Source organism: Duganella alba, from assembly GCF_009674495.1.
Taxonomy (GTDB): domain Bacteria; phylum Pseudomonadota; class Gammaproteobacteria; order Burkholderiales; family Burkholderiaceae_D; genus Rugamonas; species Rugamonas alba.
Map to the genome: position 1 here is coordinate 58,144 of NZ_WKJN01000020.1, position 24,347 is coordinate 82,490.

Genomic DNA, 24,347 nt, shown 5'->3' on the forward strand with positions numbered 1-24,347 from the left:
CCGTGAACGCGGCCGTGATGAAGAACGAATTGCGCGAGCAGCTCAAGCGCCAGCTGAAGGCCGATCGCCAGATCGTGATCGCCGCCTTCAAGGAAGACGGCATGCCGGAAAAGCTGCTGCGCAGCCTGCGCCAGAGCGTCGACGCGGTGCTGACCACGGCCTGGCACACGGCCGGCCTGCCGGACAGCACGGCGCTGGTCGGCGTCGGCGGCTACGGCCGCGGCGAGCTGTTCCCGTATTCCGACGTCGACCTGCTGATCCTGCTGCAGGACGCGCCGGACGCCGCCACCACGGCCAGGCTGGAAGAGCTGGTGCAGCTGCTGTGGGATCTGGGCCTGGAGATCGGCCACAGCATCCGCACGGTGGACGAGTGCCTGACCGAATCGGCGGCCGACATCACGGTGCAAACCAGCCTGCTCGAAGCGCGCATCATCTGCGGCGACGAGCAGCTGTTCGCCGAGCTCCAGCACCGCTACCACGCGGCGATGGACCCGCGCGCCTTTTACCACGCCAAGCTGCTGGAGATGCGCCAGCGCCACGCCAAGTACGAGGACACGGCCTTCAGCCTGGAGCCGAACTGCAAGGAAAGCCCGGGCGGCCTGCGCGACCTGCAGGTGATCCTGTGGCTGGTGAAGGCGGCCGGGCTGGCCAATTCGTGGCGCACGCTGGCCACCAGCGGCCTGATCACGCAGACCGAGGCCAAGCAGCTGATGGAGAAGGAACGCGCCTTCAAGGACATCCGCGTGCGCCTGCACCTGCACGCCGGGCGGCGCGAGGACCGCCTGGTGTTCGACGTGCAGACGGCGATCGCCGAGTCGCTGGGCCTGACCGCCACCGGCAGCGGCGCCAACATGCGGCGCGCCAGCGAATACCTGATGCAGCGCTACTACTGGGCCGCCAAGACCGTCACCCAGCTCAACACCATCCTGCTGCAGAACATCGAAGAGCGCTTGTTCCCATCGGAAGGCGTGGCGGTGCCGATCAACGAGCGCTTCAACGACGTCAACGGCCTGATCGACATCGCCGAGGACGACACGTTTGAAAAAACGCCGTCGGCCATGCTGGAGATCTTCCTGGTGATGACCGAGCGGCCGTCGCTCAAGGGCATGACGGCGCGCGCCACCCGCGCGCTGTGGCACGAACGCTTCCAGATCGATGCCGCGTTCCGCGCCGATCCGGTCAACCGCTCGCTGTTCCTGCGCATCATGCAGGCGCCGCGCGGCATCATCCACGCGCTGCGCCGCATGAACGACCTGTCGGTGCTGGGCCGCTACCTGCCCAACTTCCGCAAGATCGTCGGCCAGATGCAGCACGACCTGTTCCACGTCTACACGGTCGACCAGCACATCCTGATGGTGGTGCGCAATATGCGCCGCTTCACGATGGCCGAGCACGCGCACGAATACCCGTTCTGCAGCCAGCTGATGGCCAACTTCCCGCAGCCGTGGGTGCTGTTCCTGGCGGCGCTGTTCCACGACATCGCCAAGGGCCGCGGCGGCGACCACTCCAAGCTGGGCATGGCCGACGCCGAGCAGTTCTGCCGCGAGCACGGCATGAGCGACGAGGACACCGAACTGGTGGTGTTCCTGGTCGAGAACCACCTGACCATGTCGCAGGTGGCGCAGAAGCAGGACCTGTCCGATCCGGACGTGATCCAGGCCTTCGCCAAGCTGGTCGGCGACGAACGCCACCTGACCGGCCTGTACCTGCTGACGGTGGCCGACATCCGCGGCACCAGCCCCAAGGTGTGGAACGCCTGGAAGGCCAAGCTGCTGGAAGACCTGTACAAGATCACCTTGCGCGTGCTGGGCGGCGAGCCGCACAGCGCCGACAACGAACTGCGCAACCGCCAGCAGGAAGCGCTGGCCACCCTGCGCCTGTACGGCCTGGCGCCGGACGCCCACGAGGCGTTCTGGAAGCAGCTCGACGTCGCCTACTTCCTGCGCCACGACGCCTCCGACATCGCCTGGCAGACGCGCGCGCTGTACGAGCGCCTCAACAGCGAGCAGCCGGTGGTCAAGTGCCGCCTGGCGCCGATCGGCGAAGGCTTGCAGATCGCCGTCTACATCAAGGACCAGCCGGACCTGTTCGCGCGCATCTGCAGCTATTTCGACCGCAAGAACTTTTCCATCCTCGACGCCAAGATCCACACCACGCGCCACGGCTACGCGCTCGACACCTTCCTGGTCACCGAGCAGAACTTCGCCAAGAACTACCGCGACATCATCAGCCTGATCGAGCACGAGCTGTGCGGCCTGCTGACCTTCCCCGAGCCGCTGCCGGCGCCGGGCAAGGGCCGGCTGTCGCGCCTGTCGCGCACCTTCCCTATCCAACCGACAGTGGACTTGCGCCCCGACGAGCGGGGACAATACTATCTGTTGTCGGTGGCGGCCAACGACCGCACCGGCCTGCTGTACGCGATCGCCAACGTGCTGGCCAAGTACAAGCTCAACCTGCACACGGCCAAGGTCATGACCCTGGGCGAGCGCGTGGAAGACGTGTTCCTGATCGACGGCGCGGCGCTGGGCAGCGCCCGCAACCAGATCCAGCTGGAAACCGACCTGCTGGACGCCATCAAGGTTTAACCCCTGTTTTAAAGAAGCTACCATGTCTGAAGAATTACTCCGCCTGTCCAAACGCATGTCCGAACTGGGCCTGTGCTCGCGCCGCGAGGCCGATGAATGGATCGCGCGCGGCTGGGTCCGGGTCGACGGCAAAGTCGTGTCCGAACTGGGCACCAAGATTTACCCGAGCCAGCACGTCACCGTCGAGCGCCAGGCGGCGGCCGAACAGTCGAAGCGCGTGACCATCCTGATCAACAAACCGATGGGCTACGTCTCCGGCCAGGCCGAGGACGGCTACCAGCCGGCCGTGGTGCTGGTCAAGCCGGAAAACCGCTGGCCGGACGATCCGTCGCCGGAACTGTTCCACCCGACGCAGCTACGCTCGCTGGTGCCGGCCGGCCGGCTCGACATCGACTCGGTCGGCCTGCTGGTGCTGACCCAGGACGGCCGCGTGGCCAAGCACCTGATCGGCGAGACCACCGAGGTCGACAAGGAATACCTGGTGCGCGTCGAGTACACCAAGCCGGGCAAGCTGCCCGACAGCGACCTGAAAAAGCTGAACCACGGCCTGTGGATGGACGGCAAGCCGCTGCTGCCGGCCAAGGTGCGCTGGCAGAACGACGACCAGTTGAGCTTCACGCTGCGTGAAGGCAAGAAGCGCCAGATCCGCCGCATGTGCGACATGGTGGGCTTGAAAGTTGTTGGATTGAAACGAGTTCGCATCGGCAAAGTGAAACTGGGGGACTTGCCGGTCGGCCAATGGCGTTATTTGCGGCCGGATGAACGCTTCTGACCACAGAGGGATAAAAATTCTTGCTCTTTTGCAAGCCAAAAAGCGGAATCCACTGTAAACTGCGCAGATCGACCTCGCATTGTAGAGTCATTATCAAAGAGATATGCCGTCGTGAACGATCCTATACCTAATGAATTCCGTCGCGGTCCCCCCAGCCTAAAAGATGCTGTGGAGCCCATTGCGACGGGTTCGAAGCCGCACGACATGACCGATGAACATGACATCGGTGATGCCCTGACCTTGCTGGCCGATAGCGGCGAGCCGATCTCGATTTATCCGTCCAGTTCCACCAACGTGGTGATGGCGCGCATCAAGTCGGTCGATCCGGAAAATCCGTATTTCGAGGTGGAGCTCAACGAGGGCGAATTCCTGCCGCCCGGCGACGCCACCTTCGTGGCTTGGCTGCGTTCGGCCAAGATCCAGTTCACGCTGACCTCGACCGAGTGGCCGAGCAAGCCCAACGAGCCAACCGTGCTGCCGCTGGAATTCCCGCTCAAGTGCCTGGTGCTGAACCGGCGCGCCTCGGCGCGGCTGGAAACGCCACTGGGCGTCTACTACATGGCCTCGTTCGTATTGAACGGCAAGCCGTATGAGCTGCAGCTGTACGACTTCTCGGCGGGCGGCGTCGGCATGCGCGCCGCGCCGCGCGACGCGGTCGGCCTGCACATCGGCCGCAAGCTGCAGCGCGTGCGGCTGGAGCTGGGCCCGGACTCGGTGATGATCGCCGACCTGGAAATCCGCCTGTCGCGCACCTTCCGCTCCTTCCTGCTGGGCGAGCAGGTGCAGATCGGCTGCCAGTTCATCAACCTGTCGCCGGCGATGGAAGAAGAACTGAAGCGCCTGCTCGACAAACTCAACAGCGGCAAGCACCACCGTTGATCATGGTGGAGCGCTGCCGACGGCACGTTCCTTGCTTGAAAAGCAGCTAGTCCACTAGCTGCTTTTTTTATGACCACCACACAGCGCATCGTCAAAATCCGCCGCGATTACAACACCTGGGTGGCCAACGAGACCATCGAGGATTACGCGCTGCGCTTCACGCCGCGCGCCTTCCGCAAGTGGTCGGTGTTCCGCGTCTCGAATACCGCCTTCGGCGCGATCTCGTTCCTGGTGCTGGAGGCGATCGGCGGCACCATCAGCGTCAACTACGGCTTCATCAACGCGCTGTGGGCCATCATGGCGGTGGGCCTGATCATCTTCCTGACCGGACTGCCGATCAGCTATTACGCGGCGCGCTACGGCGTCGATATGGACTTGCTGACGCGCGGCGCCGGCTTCGGCTACATCGGCTCGACCATTTCGTCCTTCGTCTACGCCTCGTTCACCTTCATCCTGTTCGCGCTGGAAGCGGCCATCATGGCCTATGCGCTGGAGCTGTATTTCCACATGCCGCTGTGGCTCGGCTACATGGTCAGCGCGCTGGCGGTGATCCCGCTGGTGACGCACGGCGTGACGCTGATCAGCCGCATCCAGATGCTGACGCAGCCGGTGTGGCTGGTGCTGATGGCCCTGCCCTTCATCGCCATCTGGATCAAGCGCCCGGAACTGCCGGCCGAACTGCTGCACTACGCCGGCCGCGACGGCGCCAACGGCCAGTTCAATGTGCTGATGTTCGGCGCGGCGACGGCGGTCGGCGTGGCGCTGATCACGCAGATCGGCGAGCAGGTCGACTTCCTGCGCTTCATGCCGCAGCAGACGCGCGAGAACCGGCTGCGCTGGCATTTGGGCGTGCTGGTGGCCGGTCCCGGCTGGATCGTGCTGGGCATCGCCAAGATGCTGGGCGGCGCGCTGCTGGCGTATCTGGCCATCAGCGTGGCGGTGCCGCTGGAGCAGGCGGTCAATCCCACCCATATGTATCTGGTCGGCTTCGGGCTGGTGTTCCCGCAGCCGCAGGTGGCGCTGGCGGCCACCGCGCTGCTGGTGGTGGTGTCGCAGGTGAAGATCAACATGACCAACGCCTACGCCGGCTCGCTGGCGTGGTCCAACTTCTTTGCGCGGCTGACGCACAGCCATCCGGGCCGCGTGGTGTGGGCCGTGTTCAACGCGCTGATCGCCGTGCTGCTGATGGAGCTGGACGTGTTCCAGGCGCTGGACCAGGTGCTCGGGCTGTACTCCAACATCGCCATCTCGTGGATCACGGCGGTGGTGGCGGACCTGGTGATCAACAAGCCGCTGGGCCTCAGCCCGAAAGGCATCGAATTCCGCCGCGCCTACCTGTACGACATCAATCCGGTCGGCGTCGGCGCCATGCTGCTGGCGTCGGCCCTGTCGATCGCCGCGTTCATGGGATTGTTCGGCCAGCAGGCGCACGCCTTCTCGGCCTTCATCGCGCTGCTGACGGCCTTCGTGGCGTCGCCGCTGATCGCGCTCGCCACGCGCGGCAAATACTACATGGCGCGCCAGCCGGAGCACATCCACAGCAAGACCTGCGTCATTTGCGAGAAGGAGTACGAGGCCGACGACATGGCGCACTGCCCTGCGTATCAAGGCTCGATCTGCTCGCTGTGCTGCTGCCTGGACGCGCGCTGCAACGACACCTGCAAGCCGCACGCGCGCGTCGCCGTGCAGTGGCAGGAAGCGATGCGCGCGCTGCTGCCGCAATCGCTGTGGCGCTACCTGAGCAGCGGGCTGGGACATTACCTGCTGCTGATGATCGTCACCGTGCTGTCGCTGGGCGCGCTGCTTGGGCTGATCTACTATCACGAGCAGTCGGTGCTGCCGCCAGGTTCGGAAGCGCTGCTGCCGCAGCTGCGGCTGGTGTTCTTCAAGATCTTCGCGGCGCTGCTGCTGGCCAGCGGCATCGTGGCGTGGTGGCTGGTGCTGACCAGCGAAAGCCGGCGCGTGGCGCAGGAAGAATCCAACCGCCAGACCGGTTTGCTGACGCGCGAGATCGAGCTGCACCAACAGACCGACGCCCAGCTGCAACAGGCCAAGCAGGCGGCCGACCTGGCGAATCAGGCCAAGAGTCGCTACATCGCCGGCATCAGCCACGAGATCCGCACGCCGCTCAATTCCATCCTCGGCTACGCGCAGTTGCTGGACAACGATCCGGCCATTCCGGCGCACCGACAGCAGGCGGTGCGCGTGATCCGCAACAGCGGCGAACACCTGCTGTCGCTGATCGAAGGCACGCTGGATATCGCCCGCATCGAGGGCGGCAAGTTCAATTTCGACATGAAGGAGCTGGACTTCCCGGATTTCATCGGCCAGGTGGTGCGCATGTTCGAACTGCAGGCGGCCAACAAGGGCCTGAGCTTCCGCTACGAGCTGACCGGCGTGCTGCCGGCCTGCGTGCGCGCCGACCGCAAGCGGCTGGGCCAGATCCTGATCAACATTCTCGGCAACGCCGTCAAGTTCACCAGCCATGGCGGTATCGTCATGCGGCTGCAATATGCGCGCGAGATGGCGTCGGTGGAAATTGAAGACAGCGGGCCGGGCATCCTGCAAGAGGAAATCGATCACATCTTCGAACCGTTCTCGCGCGGCAGCGCCAGCGCCCACGCCAATGCCAGCGGCACCGGCCTTGGCCTGCCGATCGCGCGCATGCTGACGCAGCTGATGGGCGGCGAACTGAAAGTCCGCACCACGCCGCAGGGCAGCACCTTCCAGGTGCGGCTGTTCCTGCCCAGCGTGCACGTGCCGGAAGGCCGCGCCACGCGCGCCGCGCTGCTGGCCGGCGAGGCGCGGCAACGCACCGGCTATCGCGGTCCGCGCCGCCGCATCCTGGTGGTCGATAACGAAAACGTCGACCGCGAACTGCTGCACAACATCCTGCAACCGCTGGGCTTTGAAGTGGCGCAGGCCGCGTCGGGACTGGAATGCCTGGACCTGTACGCCAGCTTCCAGCCGGACCTGATCCTGATGGACCTGGCCATGCCCGGCATGGACGGCTGGGAGGCGAGCTACATCCTGCGCCGCAAACAGATGTCGGCGGTGCCGATCGCCATCGTCTCGGCCAATGCCTTCGACAAGGGCATGGAGAATCCCGCCGCCATCCGCGCCGAGGACTTCTTCATCAAGCCGGTAAACGTGGGAGAGCTGCTGGACTGGATCGGCGCGCGCCTGGCGCTGGAATGGATCACGCAGGCGCCGGCGGAACCGGTGGCGCCTGCCGCGCCGCCGATATTGGTATTTCCGCCGTCCGCCGTCATGGCCTCGCTGCGCGAGCTGATACGCATCGGCTACGTGCGCGGCATACAGAACAAGCTGGACGAAATCGGCGCGCTCGATCCGCGCTACCAGCACTTCACGCAAACCATGCGCAACTTTGCCGCCCGCTTCCAATTAGATGCGATGGCGGACTTTGTCAGAGAGAACAACAACGATGAACTTCAACACTGAAGCAGGCGTGGTGCTGGTGGTGGACGACGTCCCGGAGAACCTGGCGGTGCTGCACGATGCGCTCGACGAATCGGGCTTCACGGTGCTGGTGGCGAACAACGGTGAAGCGGCGCTGCTGCGCGCGGCCGAGGCGCAGCCGCACATCATCCTGTTGGACGCCATCATGCCCGGCATGGACGGCTTCGAAACCTGCCGCCAGCTGAAAGCCAATCTCGCCACGCGCCACATTCCGGTGATTTTCATGACCGGGCTGACCGAGGCCGAACACGTGGTCACCGCGTTTGACGCCGGCGGCAACGACTACGTGACCAAGCCGCTGCGCACCAGCGAGGTGCTGGCCCGTATCGCCGCCCACATGCAGACCGCGAAGCTGGTCGACCAGGCCCGCAGCGCGCTGGACGCGTTCGGCAACGCCGTCATCGCCATGACGCCGCGTGACGGCAAGGTGGTCTGGCAAACGCCGCTGGCGCGCACGCTGATGCAGGGCTATATGGCCGATGCCGAACTGCCGGCGTGGTTGCAGGCGACCCAGCTGGCGCACAGCCAGGGCTTATCGCATCCGCCATTGACGCTGGCGCGCGGCGCGCGGCGCCTGATCTTTTCGGCGGCGGAGTTCAGCGAGAACGAGCAGTGGATGATCGTGCTGCGCGAGGAATCCGACACCGCGCAAATCGAAAAGCTGATGGCCTCCTTCAAGCTGACGCAGCGCGAATCGGAAGTGCTGAACTGGGTCATCAAGGGCAAGACCAACCGCGACATCGGCGACATCCTCGGCACCAGTCCGCGCACCATCAACAAGCACCTGGAACACGTCTTCGTCAAACTCGGCGTCGAAACCCGCACCTCCGCCGCCTCCGTGGCGCTGGCCAGGATCGAGCGCTCCTGATTGGCTTTTTGGCATACACTGCCTGCATGTTCCACTCAGCGGGCGATGGCAATGACCAAGGAAGAAGAACTGAAACGCTCCAAGCGGCTGGCGCTGTCGCTGCTGGCCGCGGCGGCGGCGGTATTTGTCGTCACCTCGCTGATGCCGCGCGGTTTGTGGACCGACGGCCTGCGCGCCGTCTCCGAGGCCGCCATGGTCGGCGCGCTGGCCGACTGGTTCGCCGTGGTGGCGCTGTTCCGCAAGGTGCCGATTCCGTTCATCTCGCGCCACACCGCCATCATCCCCAACAACAAGGACCGCATCGCCGACAACCTGGCCGGCTTCGTCGAAGAAAAATTCCTCAAGCCCGAATCGCTGGCCGCCGTGATCCTGAAAACCGATCCCGCCACCAGCGTCGCCGAATGGCTGAAAGAACCAGCCAACCGCAACTACCTCGCCAGCCACCTGCTGCAACTGCTGCCCGAAATCCTGGCCACCGTCGACGACGCCCGCATCCAGCAACTGCTGCGCGACGCCCTGAACTCCGCCATCGGCAAGCTCGATATGTCGCGCTCATTGGGCTCCCTGCTGGCCGCACTGACCAAGGACGGCCGCCACCAGGAACTGCTGGACGACGGCATGGTGGCGCTGATGGGCGTCATCAACCGCCCCACCACGCGCGACGTCATCGCCGGCCAGATCGCCGCCTGGCTGAAACGCGAACACGCCGCCATGGAACTGGTGCTGCCCACCGAATGGATCAGCGAGAACGGCGCGGCCATGATCGCCAAGGCCCTCAACAATATCATGCTCGACATCGCCGCCGACCGCGATCACAAGCTGCGTCTCAAGTTCGACGACATGGTGCAGCGCTTCCTGGTGCGGCTGGAATCCGATCCGGCCTTCATCGCCCGGGGCGAAGAGTTCAAGCGCTACCTGCGCGACGGCGACACCTTCAACAACTACATCGCCGATCTGTGGGGCAGCGTGCGTGACTGGATCAAGGCCGATATCGCCGGCGGCGAGTCGAAGCTGAACGACGGCGTGATCCAGGCCAGCCAGTGGCTCAGCGAAGAACTGCTGCGTCATCCCGGCATGCGCGCCTCGCTCAACCAACACATGGCCGGCATGGCGCGCACGCTGGCGCCGGCCTTCTCCAGCTTCCTCACGCGCCATATCAGCGACACCGTCAAGGCCTGGGACAACCAGGACATGTCGCGCCAGATCGAACTCAATATCGGCAAGGACCTGCAATTCATCCGCGTCAACGGCACGCTGGTCGGCGGCATGATCGGCCTGTTGTTATATACCATTGCCCAGATCATGGAATGGGCAGGAAGTTATCTCCATCCGTAACTATCATGTTAGGATGGCTTACATGAAATTATGGCTAACTTCGTTGATCTCTGTGCTATGCGCGAGTGCGCAGGCGGCCGACATCCCGGTCACGATCTACGCCGACGCCGGCTATCCACCCTACGCCTACGAAAAAGACGGCAAGCCCGCCGGTCTGTATTACGACATCGTGCGCGCCGCCGTCGGCCACATGCAGGGTTACAAGGTCGATATCCAGCCGGTGCCCTGGAAGCGCGGCATGGCGATGCTACGCACCGGCGCCGGCTTCGCCCTCTATCCGCCCTACATGAACACCAAGGACGAACCGTGGACCTGGCCCTATTCGCTGCCGCTGTACGAAGAGCGCGTGGTGGCCGTCTGCCGCAAGGACATCCTGGCGGCCAAGCCGCGCAAGCGCTGGCCGGAGGATTTCTATGGTCTCACCATCGGCAACAACGCCGGCTTCATCGTCGGCGGCGAGGCCTTCGACAAGGCCGTCCGCGCCCGGCAGCTGCGCGTGGAGGAAGCCAAGGACAGCGAAACCAACATCGTCAAGCTGGGACTGAAGCGCATCGACTGCTACATCAATGACCGCCTGTCGATCCAGTGGACGCTCAACCAGCTCAAGGCCCAGGGAAAATACGATGAAGGCGGCGCCCACGCCGGCATCGCCGAAGCGGCGGTGATCGCGGTGGAGCAAGGCTTCCTCGGCTTTACCGACCGCGATAACGGAAAATTCACGTACAAGAACGACTTCGTCAAACAGTTCGACAACGCCATCTACCAGATGAAGCGCACGGGCGAGATCGATAACATCGCCCGCAACTTCTTCAAGACGCATTAAACCGCGAGATGGCGCTTGACCTCCGGGTCGTTCATCACCGTCTGCACGCCGGAGGCCACCACCTCGCCGCGCGACAGCACCATGAACTGGTCCGCCAGCTCGTGCGCGAAGTCGAAGTACTGCTCGCACAACAGGATCGCGATGTCGCCGCGCTGGCGCAGCAGGCGGATCACGTTGCCGATGTCCTTGATGATGGACGGCTGGATGCCTTCGGTCGGTTCGTCGAGGATGATCAGCTTCGGCTCCGCCAGCAGCGCGCGCGCAATCGCCAGTTGCTGCTGCTGGCCGCCGGACAGGTCGCCGCCGCGCCGGTGCAGCATCTCCTTCAGCACCGGGAACAGTTCATACACCTCGCCCTTGATGGTGTGCGCCTTCTTGCCGCTGTGCGTGGCCAGGCCCATCAGCAGGTTCTCCTCCACCGTCAGCCGGGCAAAGATCTCGCGCCCTTGCGGCACGTAGGCGATGCCGGCCCGCGCGCGCTGGTGCGGCGCCAGTTTGGTGATGTCGCGCCCTTCCAGCTTCACGCTGCCGGCCGATACCGGCAATACGCCCATCAGACACTTGAGCAACGTGGTCTTGCCGACGCCGTTACGGCCCAGCAGCGCCATGCACTTGCCCTTCTCCAGCTCCAGCGACACGCCGCGCAAGGTATGCGAGGAACCGTAGTACTGGTTGATTTTTTCCACTTGCAGCATAGCGTCAGCGTCCCAGATAGACTTCAATCACACGTTCATCGGCCTGCACTTCCTCCATGCGGCCCTGCGCCAGCACCGAGCCTTCATGCAGCACCGTCACCACGCCCTGCTGCGCGATCTCGGTGACGAAGGCCATGTCATGCTCGACCACCACGATGGAATGCTGGCCGCGCAATTCGTTCAGCAGCTCCGCCGTGCGCGCCGTTTCGGCGTCGGACATGCCGGCCACCGGTTCATCCAGCAAAATCAATTGCGGCTCCTGCATCAGCAGCATGCCGATCTCCAGCCACTGCTTCTGGCCGTGCGACAGCAGCCCGGCCAGTCGCTGCTCGCTGCCGTTCAGCCGGATCAGCTTAAGGATCTCGTCGATCTTGCCGCGCTGTTCGGACGACAGGCGCGCGAACAGCGTCGGCCGCACGCGCTTGTCCAGCTTCATGGCCAGCTCCAGATTCTCGAACACCGTGTGCTGCTCGAACACCGTCGGCCGCTGGAATTTGCGGCCGATGCCGGCGTGCGCGATCTGGTGCTCGCTCATGCGGCTCAGGTCCATGGTCTGGCCAAAGTAGGCGGTGCCGGACGTCGGCCGCGTCTTGCCGGTGATGACGTCCATCATGGTGGTCTTGCCGGCGCCATTCGGGCCGATAATGCAGCGCAGCTCACCGACCGAAATATCTAGGCTCAGTTTATTGAGTGCGCGGAAACCGTCGAACACCACGCTGATCTCTTCCAGGTACAGGATCGCGCCGTGGGTCGTGTCCAGCCCTTGCTGCGCAATGCGCGCATCGTTCAAAGTCATGCCTGCTCCTTGCGTACCAGCCCGGCCAGCCCGCGCGGCAGATAGCGCGTCACCAGGATAAAGATCAAGCCCAATGCAAACAGCCACAGATTCGGGAAGGCGCCGGTGAACCAGCTTTTCAGGCCATTCACCGAGAACGCGCCGATGATGGGGCCCAGTAGCGTGCCACGCCCGCCGACCGCCGCCCAGATCACCATCTCGATCGAATTCGCCGGCGACATCTCGGAAGGATTGATGATGCCCACCTGCGGCACATACAGCGCGCCGGCGATCCCGCACAGCACCGCCGACAAGGTCCACACGAAGAGCTTGAACCACAGCGGGTTATAACCGATGAACATCAGCCGCGACTCCGAATCGCGCACCGCCTGCAGCACGCGTCCCAGCTTGGAGGTGACGATCCAGCGGCACAGCAGCAGCGCGCCAAGTAGCACCGCCAGCGTCACCAGGTACAGCGTGGCCTTGGTGCCAGGCGCGCTGATCGAATAACCGAGGATGCGCTTGAAGTCCGTGAAGCCGTTGTTGCCGCCAAAGCCGGTGTTATTTCGGAAGAACAGCAGCATGAAGGCATACGTCATGGCCTGCGTGATGATCGAGAAGTACACGCCCTTGATGCGCGAGCGGAAGGCGAAGAAGCCGAACACGAAGGCCAGCACGCCCGGCACCAGCACCACCAGCGCCAGCGATACCCAGAAGCTGTCGGTGCCGCTCCAGAACCATGGATAGGTCTTCCAGTCCAAAAACACCATGAAGTCCGGCAGGTCGCTCTGGTACACGCCCTCGCGGCCGATGGCGCGCATCAGGTACATGCCGTGCGCGTAAGCGCCCAACGCGAAGAACACGCCGTGGCCCAGCGACAGGATGCCGGCATAGCCCCACACCATGTCCAGCGCCAGCGCCGCCAGTGCGTAGCACATGAATTTGCCGATCAGGCTCACCATATAGCTCGGCACGTGCAGCGCATGGCCGTCGGCAAAGAAGAGATTCAGCAGCGGCAGCGCCGCCAGCACCACGGCGCAGGCGACAATGCCCGTCCACGCCCGGCGCGAAAATAACGAGGGATGATTCATTCAGCGCTCCTGCCTTTCATGGCGAACAGCCCTTGCGGACGCTTCTGGATAAAGATGATGATGAACACCAGGATGGCGATCTTGGCCAGCACCGCGCCAGCCACAGGTTCCAGGAACTTGTTCGCTTCGCCCAGCCCCAGCGCGGCGATCACCGTGCCGGCCAGCTGGCCGACGCCGCCCAGCACCACCACCATGAACGAATCGACGATGTAGCCCTGGCCCAGGTCCGGCCCCACGTTCCCCAACTGCGACAGCGCCACGCCGCCCAGGCCGGCGATGCCGGAGCCGAGGCCGAAAGTCATCATGTCGATTTTGGCGGTGGAGACGCCGACGCAGCCGGCCATGCGGCGGTTCTGCATCACGGCGCGCACGAACAGGCCGAGACGCGTCTTGTTCAGGATCAGCCACACGCCGGCCACCACCAGCGCGGCGAAGACGATGATGGCGATGCGGTTGTAGGCCAGCACCAGCGATCCAAGCACGGTCACGCCGCCGGACATCCAGGCGGGATTGGCCACTTCCACGTTCTGCGCGCCGAAGATCGTGCGCACCGCCTGCATCAGTATCAGGCTGATGCCCCAGGTGGCCAGCAGCGTTTCCAGCGGACGGCCGTAGAGCCAGCGGATCACCGTGCGCTCCAGCACAATCCCGACCAGCGCGGTGACGATAAAGGCGGCCGGCAGCGCGGCGGCCAGATACCAGTCCAGCGCGTCCGGCGCCCAGCGGCGGAAGGCCAGCTGGCACAGATAGGTGGTGTAGGCGCCGATCATCAGCAGTTCACCGTGCGCCATGTTGATGATGCCCATCAGGCCGAAGGTGATGGCCAGGCCCAGCGCCGCCAGCAGCAGCACGCTGCCGAGCGAGACGCCATAAAACAGGTTGCCGACAAATTCGGTGCGCGCCAGACGGCTGTCCAGCGCTTGCAGCGTGTGGGCGGCGGCGACGCGCACGTTCTGGTCGGCGTCGCTGGTCAGCATGGCTTGTAGCGCGGGGCGCAGGTTGGCGTTGCTGCTGTCGGCCAGCGCTTCGACGGCGGCCTTGCGTTTAGCGGCTTGCGGGGATTGCAGATTGGCGGTGGCGGCGACCAGGCGCAGGAGTTCGCGGATTTCGGCGTCCTGTTCGCGTGCCAGCGCCTTCTCGATCAGCGGCGCCTGCGCCAGCGTGGCGGTCTTTTGCAGTTCGGTGACGGCGGCCAGGCGTTGCGCGCGGTCGGGCGAGAACATCTTCAGTGCCGACAATGCTTCTTCGATGGCGCCGCGCAGGCGGTTGTTGATCATGATGCCGTCGATGCCGTCGGGCGGTGCGGTGATGGCGCCGGTGGCAGGATTGTAGGCCTTGTCGTCGGTGACGATATACAGCTTGCCGTCCGGCGTGGTGTAGACGTCGCCGTTTTGCAGCGCGGTTAATAGGCGCGTGGCGTCGTCGGTGGCCAGCGCGCCGATGGCGGCGATGGCGGCGACGCGTGCGTCAGGGTCGTCGCCAGCCAGCGGCGCCAGCATGTCCGGGGGAATGCCCGCATAACCCGCGCGGGCGAAACACAGGCAGGCGATCAGAAATAGTTTGCGTAACATACAGCTCCAGTATGCGGAAATCGTGAAACCCGCACTGCGGCGGACAAGGGTCTGACCCCGCAGGGGTCAGACCCTATCACTTAGGGGTACGGCGCGGCTCAATCTACAGTTTCTGTTTACCCTCGTTACCCGGAATGTACGGACTCCACGGATTCGCACGCACCGGACCTGGCGTTTTCCACACCACGTTGAACTGTCCATCCGGACGAATCTCGCCAATGAACACCGGCTTGTGCAAATGGTGATTGGTCGCATCCATCGTCAGCGTAAAGCCATCCGGCGCCTTGTACGTCTGCCCCGCCATCGCCGCGATCACCTTGTCGGTGTCGGTCGACTTGGCCTTCTCCACCGCCTGCGCCCACATGTGAATGCCGACATAAGTCGCTTCCATCGGATCGTTGGTCACCACCGTCGCCGCATTCGGCAGCTTCTTGGCGACCGCATACGCTTTCCACTTCTTGATGAACTCCGCGTTCACCGGATTCTTGATCGACTCGAAGTAGTTCCAAGCCGCCAGGTGCCCCACCAGCGGCTTGGTATCCACACCGCGCAGCTCTTCCTCGCCGACCGAGAACGCCACCACCGGCACATCGGTCGCCTTCAGGCCGGCATTGCCCAGCTCCTTATAGAACGGCACATTCGAATCGCCATTGATGGTCGAGATCACCGCCGTCTTGCCGCCCGCCGCAAATTTCTTGATGTTGGCGACGATGGTCTGGTAATCCGAATGACCGAACGGCGTGTACACCTCGTCGATATCGCTATCCTTCACGCCTTTGCTCTTCAGGAAAGCGCGCAGGATCTTGTTGGTGGTGCGTGGATAAACATAGTCGGTCCCCAGCAGCACGAAGCGCTTGGCGCCGCCGCCGTCCTTGCTCATCAGGTACTCGACCGCCGGAATCGCCTGCTGGTTCGGCGCCGCGCCGGTGTAGAACACATTCTTCTCCAGCTCCTCGCCCTCATACTGCACCGGGTAGAACAGCAGGCTATTGAGCTCCTTGAATACCGGCAGCACCGACTTGCGCGACACCGAGGTCCAGCAACCGAACACCACCGACACCTTGTCCTGCGCGATCAGGCCACGTGCTTTTTCCGCGAACAGCGGCCAGTTGGAGGCCGGATCGACCACCACCGCTTCCAGCTTCTTGCCCATCACGCCACCCTTGGCGTTGATTTCATCAATGGTCATCAGCGCCACGTCCTTCAGCGACGTCTCCGAAATGGCCATGGTGCCGGACAGCGAATGCAGGATGCCGATCTTGATGGTGTCCGCAGCATAGGCCTGCGTGCCGGCCGCCAGCAAGGCGGTGGCGGCGGCGATGCGGCTCAAGGTGCCGATAAAATGACGACGATTTTGCATGGCTAAACTCCGTGGTGGTTAATCAGTATTGAAGTTGCAGCGCGATCTGGAACTTGTCCTGATCGGCCACGCTGGTGATCTTGGTCTTCGAGTACACCGCGCTGACCTGCGCGTTGTAGCCGTCGATGATGTAATTGACGCCGGCGTCATACTGCTTGGTGTCGATGTTGGTATCGGCGGCGAACTTCTGCCAGCGCACGAAGGGCTGGAACTTGCCCCAGCCGACCTTCTGCTCGAAGATGTAGGAAGCGCCGGCGGAATACGCCTTGCCCTGCTCGGCCTTGATGATGTCGTCGGTGTCGTACTTGTACCAGGCGGCTTCCACCGCGAAGGCGCCGGCGCCCTTGATGCGCTTCTCCAGCAGGAAGTCGACGTTATAGGAGCTGTACTTGCCGACCGCACCCGGGGTCAGGATGCCGTCCTTCTGATAGCGGCCCGCCACGCCGATGGCGAGGATGTCGGCGCCGCCGAGGTAATTGCCGGTGCCGTAGTAGCCCGGTTCCGCGTCCCAGAAGTCGTACTGCACGCGGCCCGCGTACATCAGCGCGTCGTCGGCCTTGATGCCGGCCGCCTTGGCCTGCGACTGCGTCAGCGAACCGATGCCGAAGGTATGGCCCTCGAAGGCGCCGAAGGAGTAGCCCAGGCGGCCGCCGTCTCCGGCATTGCCCCAGACGACCACGCCGTCGTCGCGGCCACGGAAGATGCCGCCGTTGTAGCCGTAGCGCGAGGCCACGCCGGCCCAGTAGCCGCCGCCCAGCGAGTAGTACGGACCGGCCATGTTGGCACGGTCGGACGGCGACAGCAGGCGGCCGGCCCAGATATTGAGTTCCGGCGAAATGGCGAACTGCCCGGCCGCATCCAGCACGCGGATCTTGTCGCCGTCCCACTCGGTGTTGAACATGCCCTTGATGTTCTTGTTGAGCGAAGCGCCGAAGAACAGGCGGCCGCTGTCCAGGTTAAAGTCGCTGGACCGGCCGCCGTCCGGCGCGCCATTTTCAGCGCTGGTGTAGCTCTCGCGCAGGCCGAAACCGACCGTGACCGACTTGTCGTCGCCCATATTGATCGTCGCCCCGGCCCAGGCGTTGCCCACCGCCGCCGCAGCCAGCGCCGCCAGCAGCTTCTTGTTCACCCCCATCTTGCTCTCCCCGTTCGGTTTTGGATGAGACAAGATTAACCAGGTGACAATCTCCTAGGAATACGTTGAATGACGTAGTGGCGCAGCCGCGACGCGGCGCAGTCATGGCACAATAGCGGCTTGATTTTTCGGGAAGACCATCATGACCATATTTGCCGCCTCCGTTTTCGACGCCACCGTGATCTACGACGGTCATGAGCTGTTCAAGGGCCAGGGCGCCGCCAAGGGCTGGGCCGAGAAGCTGGCCAAAGAGCTTGAATGCGAGATCGGCGTCGAGAAGATCGGCACCGGCTGGGTGCTGACCGGCACCGTGGACGGCGAAGCCTGCAAGTGGAGCATCGTCGGCCAGCGCCTGAAGCGCATGGACTAAACACATCGTGCGCTAGCGCACATCGTACCGTCCTGGCGGGGCGTAGCATCGGTCGTATTCTGCCCACCAAGGATAGTGATGAAGCGCGATGATCTCCCGGCGGCCGCCATGCCGCCACCAGCGGCCGCACGCCTGGCCGGCCTGCGTTACGTGCAGGACGGCCAGGCCGGCATCGCCCGCAAGCCGCATGGCAAGCAGTTTCGCTACCTCGACGCCGACGGCCACGCCGTCAAGGATGAGGACACGCTGGCGCGCATCAAATCGCTGGTGATTCCGCCGGCATGGACAGACGTCTGGATCTGCAAACATCCGCTGGGCCACCTGCAGGCCACGGGCCGCGACGCGCGCGGCCGCAAGCAATACCGCTACCATCCGCGCTGGCGCACGCACCGCGACGACGCCAAGTACGAGCGCATGCTCAGCTTCGGCAAGGCGCTGCCGGCGATCCGCAGCGCCGTCGACGAAGCGCTGCGCAAGCCCGGCCTGCCGCGCGAGAAGGTGCTGGCCACCATCGTCTTCCTGCTCGAAGCGACGCTGATGCGCATCGGGAACGAGGAGTACGCGCGCGAGAACAAGTCCTTCGGCCTGACCACGCTGCGCGACCGGCATGTGCGGCTGGATGGCAGCAAGGTGCAGTTCCGCTTCCGTGGCAAGAGCGGCGTGCATCACGCGGTGGAGGTGCAGGACCGCCGGCTGGCGCGCATCATCGGCCGCATCCGCGACCTGCCGGGCCAGGAGCTGTTCCAGTATGAAGACGACGAGGGCAATCCGCACGCCATCGACTCGGCCGACGTCAACGACTACCTGCACGCCATCACCGGCGCCGACTACACGGCCAAGGATTTCCGCACCTGGGCCGGCACCGTGCTGGCCGCCGTCGCGCTGCTGGAATACGAGAAGTACGACACCGAAGTGCAAGCCAAGAAGAACGTGGTGCAGGCCATCGAATCGGTGGCCAAGAAACTCGGCAATACGCCCACCATCTGCCGCAAGTGTTATGTGCATCCGGCGGTGATCGAGTCCTACCTCGACGGTACGATGCTGACCGCGCTGCGCCAGCGCGCCAGACAAGAGCTGAAGGAAGACCTGCACGCGCTGCGGCCTGAAGAGGCAGCGGTGCTGGCGTTGTTGCAGCAGCGTCTACACACTGACTGAAGCGCGGCAACGCGGCTCGCGCCGCGCCGGGCTTCGGAGTAGAATCAGGTCCATGCCCACTGCCCCGCCATTCCTCATCCGCAAAGAGTGTCCGCCCGGCGCCTGCGAGTGCCGGCACGGCGAGCTGCTGGACGCCTGGGAGCGCGACGGCGAAACCGACATCCGCATTTTGCGCCTGACGCGCGAGGAAGAGAAAGCGCTGATCGCCCGCATCGAGGCGGTCGACAGCTATGAAGCGCTGGGCCGCCTCGAACAGCGCATGCAGGAACTGCTGGGTATCCGCCTGACCATTACGCCCAGCGCCAATGGCGTGCGTACCGTCATGGGCTTGCAGATCAAGCTGGCGGAGCAGCCGGGCCTGTGCCGGCGTACCCGCGAAAACATCCCGGCCGCGATCCGCCGCTGCTTCGGCCGGCATCCGGAAATCATCTATGCCTTGCTGAATGCCCGCGACCTGCTGCGCGCGGAGGACGACGCCAGTTAGTCGGTGTGGAACTCGCTGGCGGTGGCAAACAAATCCCAGGCCGCGATGAACAGCGCCGCGACCACCGGACCGATGACGAAGCCGTTTAGGCCAAACAGCGCCATGCCGCCCACGGTGGACAACAGCACCACGTAGTCGGGCATCTTGGTATCCTGGCCGACCAGCACCGGACGCAGAAAATTGTCCACCAGGCCGATCACGAACACGCCGAATACGGCCAGGCTGATGCCCTGCCAGATCGATCCCGTCGCCAGGAAGTAGATCGCCACCGGCGCCCACACGATGGCCGCGCCGACCGCCGGCAGCAGCGACAGGAAGGCCATCAGCACGCCCCACAGCACCGGCGCGCTGACATCCAGGAACCAGAACGCCAGCCCGCCCAGCGCGCCCTGCGCGATGGCGACCAGGATGTTGCCCTTGACGGTGGCGCGGATCACGGTGGTGAAGTTCTGGAACAGGCGCTGCTTGTACTTGCGGCTCAACGGCACCGCCTCGCGGATACGCTTGGCCAGCTTGTCGCCGTCGCGCAGCAGGAAGAACAGCAGGTAGAGCAGGATGCACAGGCTGGTGAGGAAATCGAAGGTGTACAGGCCGGCGTTGATGGCGCGCTTGGCCACTTCCTGGCTCACTTGCGATGCGGCTTCGGTGAGCTTATCCTGCAAATAGGCCAGGCTGGTCAGGTGGAAGCGGTCGAGCAGCGAGACCAGCCAGTTCGGCAGCGCCGCCATGATTTTGTTGAAGAACATGGCGACGGTGATTTCACCGGAGCGCACCATTTCCACCACCGATGCGGCCTGGTTGACGATGGAGATCGATACCATTGTTAGTGGCAGGATGACGATCACCACGATGAGCAGCAGCGTCAGGAACGACGCCAGCGCGGCGCGGTTTCGGGTGCGTTGCAAGAGCCAGCGGTAAATGGGGGCGAACAGGATTGCCAGCACCACACCCCAGAAAATCGCCCCGCCGTATGGCGCGAGTATCCAGCCGAAGCCGATGGTGACTACGGCCAGAAGCAGCAGGAACATTTTTTGTTGAAACGAGAATGGCTGCATGGGCGATTTCTATACGGGTTAGGACGTGCGTGTCCGAGGCTTGAACCAGGTGTAATAATGCGCGGCACCCGCGAAACCCGCACACCGCTGCGGCCAGGGTCCGACCCCGTACGGGGTCAGACCCTTTCGTTCGGGGCTTTAATCGTCGTCGTTGGGGTCGAGACCGGGGAACATCACTTCTGTGAACCCGAATTTGGAGAAGTCTTTGATACGCATCGGGTACAGCTTGCCCAGCAGGTGGTCGACCTCGTGCTGCACCACGCGCGCATGGAAGCCGTCAACCTCGCGCTTGATCGGCTGCTGATGCTCATCCACGCCCTCATAGCGCAACCGCACATAGCGCGGCACGCTGCCGCGCAAACCCGGCACCGACAGACAGCCCTCAAAGCCCTCTTCCATCTCTTCCGACAACGGCGTCAGCACGGGATTGATCAACACCGTCTCCGGCACCTGCGGCGCATCCGGGTAGCGCGCATTCTGCTTGAAGCCGAAGATCACCAGTTGCAGGTTGACGCCGATCTGCGGCGCCGCCAGCCCGGCGCCATTGGCCGCGTGCATGGTGTCGAACATATCGGCGATCAGCTCTTTCATCGCCGGCGTATCGAACTCGGTCACCGGTTCGGCCACGCGCAGCAAACGCGGATCGCCCATTTTCAGGATTTCTCGTACCGTCATTGTGCATCCCCCTTGATCTCGCATTGTATCTCGCGCAAAAACTGGCAATACTCATCGCCGGTTTCCAGATGCTTCAGGCCCATCGCGGTGGTCGCCTTCAGGTAGCCCAGCTTGGAGCCGCAGTCGTAGCGCGTGCCATCGTAACGGTAGGCGAGCACGCGCTCGTCCTTCATCAGCGCCGCGATGCCGTCGGTCAGCTGGATTTCGCCGCCGGCGCCCTTGCCCAAGTTCTCCAGATAGTTGAAGATGCGGCCACTCAGCACATAACGTCCTACCACCGCCAGCGTGGACGGCGCCACATCCGGCATCGGCTTTTCGACGATGCCGTTCACCACTTCCAGTTTGGGCTGGTAGGCGCTGGCGCTGACGATGCCGTACTGGCGCGTGGCCGCGCGCGGCACGTCCTGCACCGCCAGGATGCTGGAGCCTTCGCTGGCATACAGGTCGGTCATCTGCGCCAGCACCGGCTTGACGCCATCGGCGGTGTCCATGAAGTCATCCGCCAGCAGCACCGCGAACGGCTCGTCGCCCACCACCGGCCGCGCGCACAGCACCGCGTGGCCGAGGCCCAGCGGCGCCGACTGGCGGATGTAGATGCAGTGGATATGCTTGGGAATCACGTTCTGCACCAGATCCAGCAGCTGCTGCTTGTTGGCGGCCTCCAGCTCCGATTCCAGCTCGTAAGCGGTATCGAAATGGTCTTCGATGGCGCGCTTGTTACGGCCGGTGATGAACACCATTTCCGTGATGCCCGCCGCCACCGCCTCTTCCACCGCGTACTGGATCAGCGGCTTGTCGACGATGGGCAGCATCTCTTTCGGCTGCGCCTTGGTGGCGGGTAAAAAACGGCTACCGAGACCGGCCACCGGAAACACGGCTTTTCTAATTTTTGTCATGGTTATTTTTGTGCGAGGAGCGCCAGCAGGCCGGCTTCGTCGAGAATGGTCACTTCCAGTTCCTGCGCCTTGGCCAGTTTGCTGCCGGCGTCGGCGCCGGCAACCAGGTAATGCGTTTTCTTCGAGACCGAACCGGACACCTTGCCGCCTTCCGCTTCGATCAGCGCGGCAGCCTGGTCGCGGCCCATGGTCGGCAGCGTGCCTGTCAGGACGAAGGTCTTGCCGGTCAGGTGGCCTTCGGCGGCGACGCTTTCCGGCAGTTGCGCCAGCAGATCATTGCGCAGCAGGTGCAACGCCTTGACTTGCGCGCGGTTGGCCGGCTCCGCCATCCATGCCTCCAGCGCGTCCGACACCGTCGCCGGCAGGCCGAACACGTTGAACACCTGCAGGTACGCCAACGCTTCCAGCGTCACGCCCTCTTCCACCAGTTGCTTGCTGCGTGGCTCCGTCAATTTTGGAATGCCCAGCGCCGCCATCAGCTGCACCGTGTCCAGCTTGTCGCGCAGCTTGGCGCTTGGCGGATGTTCGCCTTTCGGCGCCACGCCGGCCGCCAGCAAGGCGTCGATGGCTTCCTGGTTTTTCGGTTCGGCGAAGAAGTCGGCAATCGATTCCGCCACCGTGCCGCCGATGTCAGGCAGCACGCGCAGCAGCGCGGCCGGCACGCGGCGGATCAGTTCAAAGCGTCCCAGCCACTCGGCCAGCGTCTTGGCGGTCGATTCGCCGACGTGGCGGATGCCCAGCGCGAACAGCATGCGCTCCAGCGGCGGGTTCTTGCTGGCGGCAATGGCCTCCAGCAGATTGTCCGCCCACTTGGTGGCGATCTTGCCCTTGACGACCGTTTCCGGTGTGGTGCCGTCGCGTTCATCGGCAAGGCGCTTCATCTCCAGAAGGTCATCCAGCTTGAGCGAATAGAGGTCGGCCACGCGCTGCACCTTGCCCCATTCGACCAGACTGTCGATGTAGCGGTCGCCCAGGCCTTCGATGTCCATCATGCGGCGGCCGGCGAAGTGGCGGATCGCTTCCTTGCGCTGCGCGGAGCAGAACAGGCCGCCGGAGCAGCGGGCGATGGCCTCGCCCTCTTCGCGCACCACGTGCGAGCCGCACACCGGGCAGGTCTTCGGCAGCACATACGCTTCCGGTTCCGGCGACGGCCGGCGTTCCAGCACCACCGCCAGCACTTCCGGAATCACATCGCCGGCGCGGCGCACGATCACCGTGTCGCCGACGCGCACGTCCTTGCGGCGTACCTCATCTTCGTTGTGCAGCGTGGCGTTGGTGACATTGACGCCGCCGACGAACACGGACGCCAGGCGCGCCACCGGCGTAATGGCGCCGGTGCGGCCGACCTGCACTTCAATCGCCTGCACCACGGTCAGCGCTTCCTCGGCCGGGAACTTGTGCGCCAGCGCGAAGCGCGGCGCGCGCGAGACGAAGCCCAGCGTGCGCTGGTCCTGCAGCAGGTTGGCCTTGTAGACCACGCCGTCGATCTCGTATGGCATGGTCGGACGGGCTTCGCCGATCTGCTTGTAATAGGTCATCAGGCCATCGTAGCCGCGCACCACCGAGGCTTCCTTCGCCACCGGCAGGCCCAGCTCGCGATACCAGTCCAGCAGCGCCGAATGCGACAGCGGCATATCGGCGCCTTCCAGCGCACCGATACCGTAAGCGAAGAAACTCAGCTTGCGCGATGCGGTGATGCGCGAATCGAGCTGGCGCAGGCTGCCCGCCGCCGCGTTACGCGGATTGACGAACTCCTTCTGCCCAGCCTCGCGCTGGCGCGCATTCATCGCTTCGAAATCGCGCTTGAACATCAGCACCTCGCCGCGCACATCGAGGATGGCTGGCGGATGGGCAGTTTTCAGGCGCAAGGGAATGCTGCGGATGGTGCGGATGTTGGCCGTGACGTCCTCGCCGGTGTAACCGTCGCCGCGCGTGGCCGCCTGCACCAGCAGGCCGTCCACGTAGCGCAGGTTGATCGCCAGGCCGTCGTATTTGACTTCGGCGGCGTATTCCACCAGCGCCGCCGTATCCAGGCCATCGCGCACGCGGCGGTCAAAGTTCTCGATGTCTTCGTCGGTGAAGCCGTTATTCAGCGACAGCATCGGCACCGTGTGCGTCACCTGCTCGAACTGCGGCAGCGGCGCGGCGCCAACGCGTTTGGTCGGCGAGTCTTGCAGCGCCAGCGCCGGGTGTTCTTCTTCGAGCTTTTGCAGCTCGATAAACAGCTTGTCGTACTCCGCGTCCGGAATGGTCGGCGCGTCTTCCACATGATAGGCGTGCAAATGCCGGTTCAGCTCCGCGCTGAGTTGCTCGATGCGCGTTTTAAAATCTACCGTCATTGCT

20 protein-coding genes are annotated in these 24,347 nt (G+C 64.1%); 10 read left to right on the forward strand and 10 right to left on the reverse strand.

Features of this window, described 5'->3' with window-relative positions:
- Positions 1-17 precede the first annotated feature (17 nt).
- From GJ695_RS19105 to GJ695_RS19135, 7 genes are all read left to right on the forward strand, one after another.
- Entirely contained in the window at positions 18-2,585 is a 2,568-nt protein-coding gene (locus GJ695_RS19105; RefSeq protein ID WP_154367486.1) for a [protein-PII] uridylyltransferase, read from the forward strand.
- Between the two features lie 22 nt (positions 2,586-2,607).
- A complete protein-coding gene (locus GJ695_RS19110; RefSeq protein ID WP_208023415.1) occupies positions 2,608-3,357 on the forward strand; it encodes a pseudouridine synthase in 750 nt (249 codons plus the stop codon).
- A 204-nt stretch (positions 3,358-3,561) separates the two neighbouring features.
- Entirely contained in the window at positions 3,562-4,236 is a 675-nt protein-coding gene (locus GJ695_RS19115) for a flagellar brake protein (protein ID WP_154367488.1), read from the forward strand.
- 69 nt (positions 4,237-4,305) lie between these two features.
- Positions 4,306-7,698 carry a hybrid sensor histidine kinase/response regulator gene (locus GJ695_RS19120; protein ID WP_154367490.1) on the forward strand — a complete coding sequence of 1,131 codons (3,393 nt, stop codon included), beginning with the start codon at positions 4,306-4,308 and terminating at the stop codon, positions 7,696-7,698.
- Positions 7,682-8,584, forward strand: coding sequence for a response regulator transcription factor (locus GJ695_RS19125; protein ID WP_154367491.1), 903 nt, complete (start codon positions 7,682-7,684; stop codon positions 8,582-8,584). The genes GJ695_RS19120 and GJ695_RS19125 overlap by 17 nt, the downstream gene beginning before the upstream one ends.
- A gap of 45 nt (positions 8,585-8,629) precedes the next feature.
- Positions 8,630-9,919, forward strand: a complete 1,290-nt coding sequence (locus GJ695_RS19130; protein ID WP_154367493.1) for a DUF445 domain-containing protein — start codon at positions 8,630-8,632, stop codon at positions 9,917-9,919.
- Positions 9,920-9,941: 22 nt separating this feature from the next.
- On the forward strand, positions 9,942-10,742 hold the full coding sequence (locus GJ695_RS19135; protein ID WP_154367495.1) for a substrate-binding periplasmic protein: 801 nt from the start codon (positions 9,942-9,944) through the stop codon (positions 10,740-10,742).
- On the opposite strand, the gene urtE is transcribed toward GJ695_RS19135, so the two are convergent.
- The 6 genes from urtE to GJ695_RS19165 all read right to left on the reverse strand — a co-directional run bounded on the left by urtE (position 10,739) and on the right by GJ695_RS19165 (position 17,369).
- A complete protein-coding gene (urtE, locus tag GJ695_RS19140) occupies positions 10,739-11,437 on the reverse strand; it encodes an urea ABC transporter ATP-binding subunit UrtE (protein ID WP_154367575.1) in 699 nt (232 codons plus the stop codon). The genes GJ695_RS19135 and urtE overlap by 4 nt on opposite strands.
- 4 nt (positions 11,438-11,441) lie before the next feature.
- The gene (gene urtD / locus GJ695_RS19145; RefSeq protein WP_154355631.1) at positions 11,442-12,233 is read right to left on the reverse strand and encodes an urea ABC transporter ATP-binding protein UrtD; all 792 of its coding nucleotides are present in this window, start codon (positions 12,231-12,233) and stop codon (positions 11,442-11,444) included.
- The gene (urtC, locus tag GJ695_RS19150; protein WP_154367497.1) at positions 12,230-13,303 is read right to left on the reverse strand and encodes an urea ABC transporter permease subunit UrtC; all 1,074 of its coding nucleotides are present in this window, start codon (positions 13,301-13,303) and stop codon (positions 12,230-12,232) included. Before urtC ends, urtD begins: the two co-directional genes overlap by 4 nt.
- On the reverse strand, positions 13,300-14,874 hold the full coding sequence (urtB, locus tag GJ695_RS19155) for an urea ABC transporter permease subunit UrtB (protein ID WP_154367500.1): 1,575 nt from the start codon (positions 14,872-14,874) through the stop codon (positions 13,300-13,302). Before urtB ends, urtC begins: the two co-directional genes overlap by 4 nt.
- 103 nt (positions 14,875-14,977) lie before the next feature.
- Entirely contained in the window at positions 14,978-16,234 is a 1,257-nt protein-coding gene (gene urtA / locus GJ695_RS19160; RefSeq protein ID WP_154367502.1) for an urea ABC transporter substrate-binding protein, read from the reverse strand.
- Between the two features lie 22 nt (positions 16,235-16,256).
- Entirely contained in the window at positions 16,257-17,369 is a 1,113-nt protein-coding gene (locus GJ695_RS19165) for a porin (RefSeq protein ID WP_229259773.1), read from the reverse strand.
- A 142-nt stretch (positions 17,370-17,511) separates the two neighbouring features.
- Between GJ695_RS19165 and GJ695_RS19170 the strand changes: the two genes are divergently transcribed.
- The 3 genes from GJ695_RS19170 to GJ695_RS19180 all read left to right on the forward strand — a co-directional run bounded on the left by GJ695_RS19170 (position 17,512) and on the right by GJ695_RS19180 (position 19,378).
- Positions 17,512-17,739 carry a hypothetical protein gene (locus GJ695_RS19170; RefSeq protein ID WP_154355628.1) on the forward strand — a complete coding sequence of 76 codons (228 nt, stop codon included), beginning with the start codon at positions 17,512-17,514 and terminating at the stop codon, positions 17,737-17,739.
- 78 nt (positions 17,740-17,817) lie between these two features.
- Positions 17,818-18,894, forward strand: a complete 1,077-nt coding sequence (locus GJ695_RS19175) for a DNA topoisomerase IB (protein ID WP_154367504.1) — start codon at positions 17,818-17,820, stop codon at positions 18,892-18,894.
- A 52-nt stretch (positions 18,895-18,946) separates the two neighbouring features.
- A complete protein-coding gene (locus GJ695_RS19180) occupies positions 18,947-19,378 on the forward strand; it encodes a hypothetical protein (RefSeq protein WP_154367506.1) in 432 nt (143 codons plus the stop codon).
- On the opposite strand, the gene GJ695_RS19185 is transcribed toward GJ695_RS19180, so the two are convergent.
- The 4 genes from GJ695_RS19185 to ligA form a co-directional block, all read right to left on the reverse strand.
- Positions 19,375-20,433 (reverse strand): AI-2E family transporter, encoded by a 1,059-nt coding sequence (locus tag GJ695_RS19185; protein ID WP_154367508.1) that lies wholly within the window; start codon positions 20,431-20,433, stop codon positions 19,375-19,377. The two genes, GJ695_RS19180 and GJ695_RS19185, sit on opposite strands and share 4 nt — an antisense overlap.
- A gap of 138 nt (positions 20,434-20,571) precedes the next feature.
- Positions 20,572-21,108 (reverse strand): peptide deformylase, encoded by a 537-nt coding sequence (def, locus tag GJ695_RS19190; RefSeq protein WP_154367510.1) that lies wholly within the window; start codon positions 21,106-21,108, stop codon positions 20,572-20,574.
- Entirely contained in the window at positions 21,105-22,004 is a 900-nt protein-coding gene (gene galU, locus GJ695_RS19195) for a UTP--glucose-1-phosphate uridylyltransferase GalU (RefSeq protein ID WP_154367512.1), read from the reverse strand. The genes def and galU overlap by 4 nt, the downstream gene beginning before the upstream one ends.
- A gap of 2 nt (positions 22,005-22,006) precedes the next feature.
- Entirely contained in the window at positions 22,007-24,343 is a 2,337-nt protein-coding gene (ligA, locus tag GJ695_RS19200) for an NAD-dependent DNA ligase LigA (protein ID WP_154367514.1), read from the reverse strand.
- Between the last annotated feature and the right edge of the window lie 4 nt (positions 24,344-24,347).

Coding starts and splice junctions, on each gene's coding strand:
- GJ695_RS19105 (WP_154367486.1), top strand. CDS start 18: ATGAAGAACGAATTGCGCGAGCAGCTCAAGCGCCAGCTGAAGGCCGAT.
- GJ695_RS19110 (WP_208023415.1), top strand. CDS start 2,608: ATGTCTGAAGAATTACTCCGCCTGTCCAAACGCATGTCCGAACTGGGC.
- GJ695_RS19115 (WP_154367488.1), top strand. CDS start 3,562: ATGACCGATGAACATGACATCGGTGATGCCCTGACCTTGCTGGCCGAT.
- GJ695_RS19120 (WP_154367490.1), top strand. CDS start 4,306: ATGACCACCACACAGCGCATCGTCAAAATCCGCCGCGATTACAACACC.
- GJ695_RS19125 (WP_154367491.1), top strand. CDS start 7,682: ATGAACTTCAACACTGAAGCAGGCGTGGTGCTGGTGGTGGACGACGTC.
- GJ695_RS19130 (WP_154367493.1), top strand. CDS start 8,630: ATGGCAATGACCAAGGAAGAAGAACTGAAACGCTCCAAGCGGCTGGCG.
- GJ695_RS19135 (WP_154367495.1), top strand. CDS start 9,942: ATGAAATTATGGCTAACTTCGTTGATCTCTGTGCTATGCGCGAGTGCG.
- urtE (WP_154367575.1), bottom strand. CDS start 11,437: ATGCTGCAAGTGGAAAAAATCAACCAGTACTACGGTTCCTCGCATACC.
- urtD (WP_154355631.1), bottom strand. CDS start 12,233: ATGACTTTGAACGATGCGCGCATTGCGCAGCAAGGGCTGGACACGACC.
- urtC (WP_154367497.1), bottom strand. CDS start 13,303: ATGAATCATCCCTCGTTATTTTCGCGCCGGGCGTGGACGGGCATTGTC.
- urtB (WP_154367500.1), bottom strand. CDS start 14,874: ATGTTACGCAAACTATTTCTGATCGCCTGCCTGTGTTTCGCCCGCGCG.
- urtA (WP_154367502.1), bottom strand. CDS start 16,234: ATGCAAAATCGTCGTCATTTTATCGGCACCTTGAGCCGCATCGCCGCC.
- GJ695_RS19165 (WP_229259773.1), bottom strand. CDS start 17,369: ATGGGGGTGAACAAGAAGCTGCTGGCGGCGCTGGCTGCGGCGGCGGTG.
- GJ695_RS19170 (WP_154355628.1), top strand. CDS start 17,512: ATGACCATATTTGCCGCCTCCGTTTTCGACGCCACCGTGATCTACGAC.
- GJ695_RS19175 (WP_154367504.1), top strand. CDS start 17,818: ATGAAGCGCGATGATCTCCCGGCGGCCGCCATGCCGCCACCAGCGGCC.
- GJ695_RS19180 (WP_154367506.1), top strand. CDS start 18,947: ATGCCCACTGCCCCGCCATTCCTCATCCGCAAAGAGTGTCCGCCCGGC.
- GJ695_RS19185 (WP_154367508.1), bottom strand. CDS start 20,433: ATGCAGCCATTCTCGTTTCAACAAAAAATGTTCCTGCTGCTTCTGGCC.
- def (WP_154367510.1), bottom strand. CDS start 21,108: ATGACGGTACGAGAAATCCTGAAAATGGGCGATCCGCGTTTGCTGCGC.
- galU (WP_154367512.1), bottom strand. CDS start 22,004: ATGACAAAAATTAGAAAAGCCGTGTTTCCGGTGGCCGGTCTCGGTAGC.
- ligA (WP_154367514.1), bottom strand. CDS start 24,343: ATGACGGTAGATTTTAAAACGCGCATCGAGCAACTCAGCGCGGAGCTG.